The organism is Phytoactinopolyspora endophytica (assembly GCF_004138495.1).
Lineage (GTDB): Bacteria > Actinomycetota > Actinomycetes > Jiangellales > Jiangellaceae > Phytoactinopolyspora > Phytoactinopolyspora endophytica.
The window spans coordinates 158,534-163,051 of the sequence record NZ_ML142851.1; the positions used below are offsets into that span (position 1 = coordinate 158,534).

4 protein-coding genes are annotated in these 4,518 nt (G+C 69.3%); all 4 read right to left on the minus strand.

All coding sequences use genetic code 11. The features are described from left to right. Positions 1-102 precede the first annotated feature (102 nt). Positions 103-972, minus strand: coding sequence for an ABC transporter ATP-binding protein (locus ELR45_RS06620; RefSeq protein ID WP_129664480.1), 870 nt, complete (start codon positions 970-972; stop codon positions 103-105). Beyond that, the gene (locus tag ELR45_RS06625; protein WP_129664482.1) at positions 969-2,141 is read right to left on the minus strand and encodes a FecCD family ABC transporter permease; all 1,173 of its coding nucleotides are present in this window, start codon (positions 2,139-2,141) and stop codon (positions 969-971) included. The genes ELR45_RS06620 and ELR45_RS06625 overlap by 4 nt, the downstream gene beginning before the upstream one ends. Positions 2,142-2,217: 76 nt before the next feature. Continuing rightward, positions 2,218-3,312, minus strand: coding sequence for an ABC transporter substrate-binding protein (locus tag ELR45_RS06630; protein WP_129664484.1), 1,095 nt, complete (start codon positions 3,310-3,312; stop codon positions 2,218-2,220). After that, on the minus strand, positions 3,309-4,424 hold the full coding sequence (locus ELR45_RS06635) for an ABC transporter substrate-binding protein (protein ID WP_165367540.1): 1,116 nt from the start codon (positions 4,422-4,424) through the stop codon (positions 3,309-3,311). Before ELR45_RS06635 ends, ELR45_RS06630 begins: the two co-directional genes overlap by 4 nt. Between the last annotated feature and the right edge of the window lie 94 nt (positions 4,425-4,518).

Below are 4,518 nucleotides of genomic sequence, written 5' to 3' on the forward strand. Positions count from 1 at the left end.
CGCCGTCCACCTCACCGGCGAGCCGGGCTGCGAGATCGCCTAGCGTCCGCTCGGCGGTGGGTGCCCCGAGCGCCCGTCCGACCAGGATGATCTGCCTGCTCATCAGGGATCACCGCCGGAGACCCGGACACGACCGGCGGCGTGCACGAGCTCGCTCGCCGGCTCTGCCGGTGGATGGAACGTCAGCAGCGGGCGCCCGGTCCGTGGATGCGTCCCTACGTCGGCGTCGACGTCGTAGACCTCCCGGAGCAGCTTCGGAGTCAGCACGTCGTGGGGCCTGCCGCTCGCTTCGACCCGCCCCTGCCGGAGCACCACGAGATGGTCGCAGTACATCGCCGCCAGGTTGAGGTCGTGCAGAGCCGCGAGCGTCGTCAGCCCGGCGCGCTGCACGAGGGAGAGCAGGGACAGGGCGTGCGCGACGTCGAGATGGTTCGTCGGTTCGTCCAGGACCAGCAGCGACGGCTGCTGGGTGAGCGCCCGTGCGAGCTGAACCCGCTGCTTCTCCCCGCCGGAGAGGGTGCCCCACTTGCGTCCGGCGAACTCCACCATGTCGACCAGGTGCAGCGCTTCCATGGCGAGCGCCCGGTCGTGTTCGGAGTCGCTCTGCAGCGCGGACCGGTATGGGGTGCGGCCGAGCAGCACGACGTCGAGCACGGTCACGTCCAGGTCGGTTCCCGCGTGCTGCTCCACCACGGCGAGCCGCCGGGCGAGCTCACGTCGGCGCAGGCCGGACAGGTCGTCCCCGTCGAGATGGACGACGCCACGGTCGGGGGTGGACAGGCGTGCGACGGCGCGCAGCAGTGTCGTCTTGCCGGAGCCGTTCGGGCCGAGCAGCCCGGTGATCTTCCCGTGCGGGGCATGCAGCTCGACGCCGTCGACGATCAGGGTGCCCTTGACCGACCAGCTGACCTCGTGGACCTTCAGGCCCTGGGCGGATGTGGCGACCTGCGGTTGGGCGATCGGCTCGATCATGCGCGCACCTGCTTCTTCCGGAGGATCCAGATGAAGGCGGGGACGCCGAGGATGGCCGTGACCACCCCGACCGGGAGCTCGCGGGGGTCGAAGACGGTGCGGGCCACCGTATCCACCCAGAGCAGGAACACCCCACCGAGCACGCACGACAGCGGCAGCACCAGCCGATGGTCCGGGCCGACGAGGAACCGGACGGCGTGCGGCAGCAGCAGCCCGACAAACCCGATCGCCCCGCTGACGGCGACCAGCACGCCGGTGAGCAGCGCGCATGCGACCAGGAGCGTCCATCGGACCCGGTTGACGTCGACCCCCAAGGACGCCGCCGCATCGTCGCCGAAGGCGAACGCGTTCAGCGCCCGCGCCCGCCACAGGCACAGGAGCAGGGCGATGATCAACACGATCGCCGCGATCCGCATCGACGACCACCGGGAAGCGGCGAGCGAGCCGGAGAGCCAGAACTGCGCGTCCTGCGTCGCGTTCGGATCCGCCACCCAGAGGATGACGAACGTGGTCAGGGCATTGCAGAGCTGCCCGATCGCGATACCGGCCAGGATCATCCGGACCGGCGTGAGGGTGCCGGAGCGTTGCCCGATCACCAGCACGAGAACGAATGCGAGCAAGGCGCCGGCGAAAGCCCCCGCGGAGACCCCCACCAGGCCGGACCCGAACCCCGCGACGATGACCAGGACCGCACCCGTCGACGCGCCGGACGAGATACCCAGCAGATACGGGTCGGCCATCGGGTTGCGGGTCAGTGTCTGCATGATGGCGCCGACGACGGCGAGCCCGGCTCCGACCACCACCGCGTTGACCGCCCGCGGCAACCGCATCTCCCAGATCACGTCCGCGCGGATCGCCGAGGGCTGCTGTGCGCCGAGCCCCACGGCGTCGACCTGCAGGAACGAGAGGTTGAGGCGGTCGGTCAGGACGGTCCATACCTCCCGCACCGTGATGTCCGCCTGACCGATGACGACCGCGGCCAGCACGGAAACGACCAGCAGCACGGCCGAGCCCGCCACGATCCCGCCGGTTCCCGCAGCTCGGACGGGTGACCGGCCGGCGGGTGCTGACGGCGCGGCAGCGGTGGTGGCGGCAGTCTTGGCGTACCCGTCTGCATGCCTCGACGACAGTGTGACCGGGGTGCCGGCGCCGGCGGGCCCCGCTGGCATACCTGGGCGGCTGAGAAGGAGGGACCGCGGCGTCTGTGCGGTGGGCGCAGCTGCTCCAGCGCCGTCGAGTGGGTCCTTACTCATCGGCGTCCGCCAGTCTCGTGGAGGCCTCGGCGAGTGTCCCCAGCGCATCGACCGTCTGGATGCCGGGCGTCGTCATCGCGAACGGCAGGGTCACCATCGCACCGTCCTGAACTGCTCGGAGCCGGCTGAGCGTGGGATCGGAGGTGATGAAGTCGAGTTTCTCGTCGATGTCGCCGTCACCGAAGTCGGCGATGACGATCAGATCCGGGTCTCGCTCGACGACCTGTTCCCAGCTCGCGTCCGCCCAGTGACCGGGCAGGTCCTCGAAGATGTTCTCGAAGCCGAGTGAGTCGATGAGCATGGCGGGCGCGCCGCAGCAGGCGCCGACGAACGGTGTGTCGGTCTTCATGTCCCACCAGAAAACCGACCGGGCAGGGAGGTCCTCGAGCGACGCCAGGGTCTCGTCGAAGAGTGCTCGCTGCTCCATGACCAGGCTCTCGGCTGCGTCGCTCGCCCCGAAGATGTGGCCGATCTCCTCGATCTCGGACCAGACGTCCTCGATGGTGATCGGCTCGTCTTCCGGACGGTCCTCACACCGTCCGCTGGAGAGGTAGGTCGGGATGCCGAAGTCGGCGAGGGTGTCGCGGCTGCCAACTCCGTCGTCACGGTAGGCGCTGGGATAGGACGCGTAGATGAAGTCCGGCAGGGTGTCGATCAACGCCTCGAAACTCGGGTAGTCCTTGTCGACCAGGACATCCACAGCGGCGAAGTCGTCGGCTACCTCGGCAGCGACGGTCTCGTCGGGCTCACCCGCGACCCCTGCGATCCGGTCCCGCAGGCCGAGCGCAAGCAGGATCTCGGTGACCGGCTTGTTCAGCGATACCGCGCGCTGCGGGGGCTCGTCGACGGTGATCTCCACGCCGCAGTTGTCGACCGTGACCGGCCAATCGGTGCCGTCCGCGCCGTCCGTGCCGTCGCCGCCGGGCGAGCCGGCCGAATCTGAGGCTTCCTGATCCGCGTCCGAAGGGGTGTCACCCGTCGACGTGGTGGTTCCGTCGTCGGTGCCGCACGCGACCAGGGACAGCACACCGAGCACGCCGACGGCCGCCAGTGTGCCCACCCTCGTCGGATGCGTTTGCCGTGTCATCGCAGCTCCTCCACCCCGTCGATGAGATCGACGACGGCGCTGACGTTGCGCACGCCGGGTGTCGTGGCAGAGAACGACAGCTCCACGAACTGGCCGTGTGCGACGGCGGGCAGCTCTTGGACACCGGGAGTGGACTCGATCGTGGCCCGTTTCTCCTCCGCGGTGCTCCAGTCCGCATCGACGAGAACGATCACGTCCGGGTTGCGCTCCGCGACCTGCTCCCAGCTGACGTCCGCCCAGCTGCCGTCGACGTCGGCGAACGCGTTCTCGACGCCGGCGGCATCCATGATCATGCCGGGCGCGCCGCAGCATGCTCCGACGCTGGGTGCGTCGGAGCCACCGTCCCACCACACGACCGTGGTGGAGGAGACGTCGTCCGCTGAGTCGATGGCCCGGCCGAGCTCGGCTTGCTGATCCTCGACCAGCGCATCGGCCGCATCGGAGGCACCGAAGATCGCGCCGACGTCGCGGATCTCCTGCCAGACGGTCTCGATCTCCAGGGGCTCGTCACTCGGCTTGTCCGGGCATGCGCTGGGTGACAGATAGGTGGCGATGCCCACGTCGTGGAGCTCGGATCGGTTACCGGCGGTCTCGGGCTGGAATGCGCTCGGATACGCGCCATAGACGGCGTCCGGCTCAATGTCCAGCAACGCCTCACGCGATGGGTACTCGTCGGAGAGCACATGGATCCCGGCGTAGGCATCGGCGAACTCGGGCAGGATCTCGTCGTCGAGGTATGCCGTGCCGGAGATCCGTTCCTCGAGGCCGAGCGCCAGCATGACCTCGGTTGCGGACTGGTTCATCGTGACGGCCCGCTGGGGAGCGTGGTCGGCTGTGACTTCCACCCCGCAGTTGTCGAGGCTGACCGGATCGAAACCGCTCTCGCCGTTGCCGTCGTCGTTGCCGGGACCGCTGTCCTGGCCGTCGTCGGTGGGCTCTTCGGTGGTCGTCGAGCCGCCGGTGTCGTCACCGGCAGCCCTCGCGGAATCGTCGGAGCCACCGCATCCGGCCAGCACGGCGAGCAGTGTCGCGCAGACGGCGGGGCCGCTCAGCCTGGACGGAGACCGCGTCGAGCGTCGTGAATGTGCCTGGATACGCGCAGGTGTGGTCATTGAAGACCCGCCTTCCATCACCTCGTGGAATCGGACTAGCAGTGCCGTGGCCGGTCTCCTGGCTGACGGGTGGTGTCGTCCGGTCTGCCTTCCC

Coding starts and splice junctions, on each gene's coding strand:
- ELR45_RS06630 (WP_129664484.1), bottom strand. CDS start 3,312: ATGACACGGCAAACGCATCCGACGAGGGTGGGCACACTGGCGGCCGTC.
- ELR45_RS06635 (WP_165367540.1), bottom strand. CDS start 4,424: ATGACCACACCTGCGCGTATCCAGGCACATTCACGACGCTCGACGCGG.
- ELR45_RS06620 (WP_129664480.1), bottom strand. CDS start 972: ATGATCGAGCCGATCGCCCAACCGCAGGTCGCCACATCCGCCCAGGGC.
- ELR45_RS06625 (WP_129664482.1), bottom strand. CDS start 2,141: ATGCCAGCGGGGCCCGCCGGCGCCGGCACCCCGGTCACACTGTCGTCG.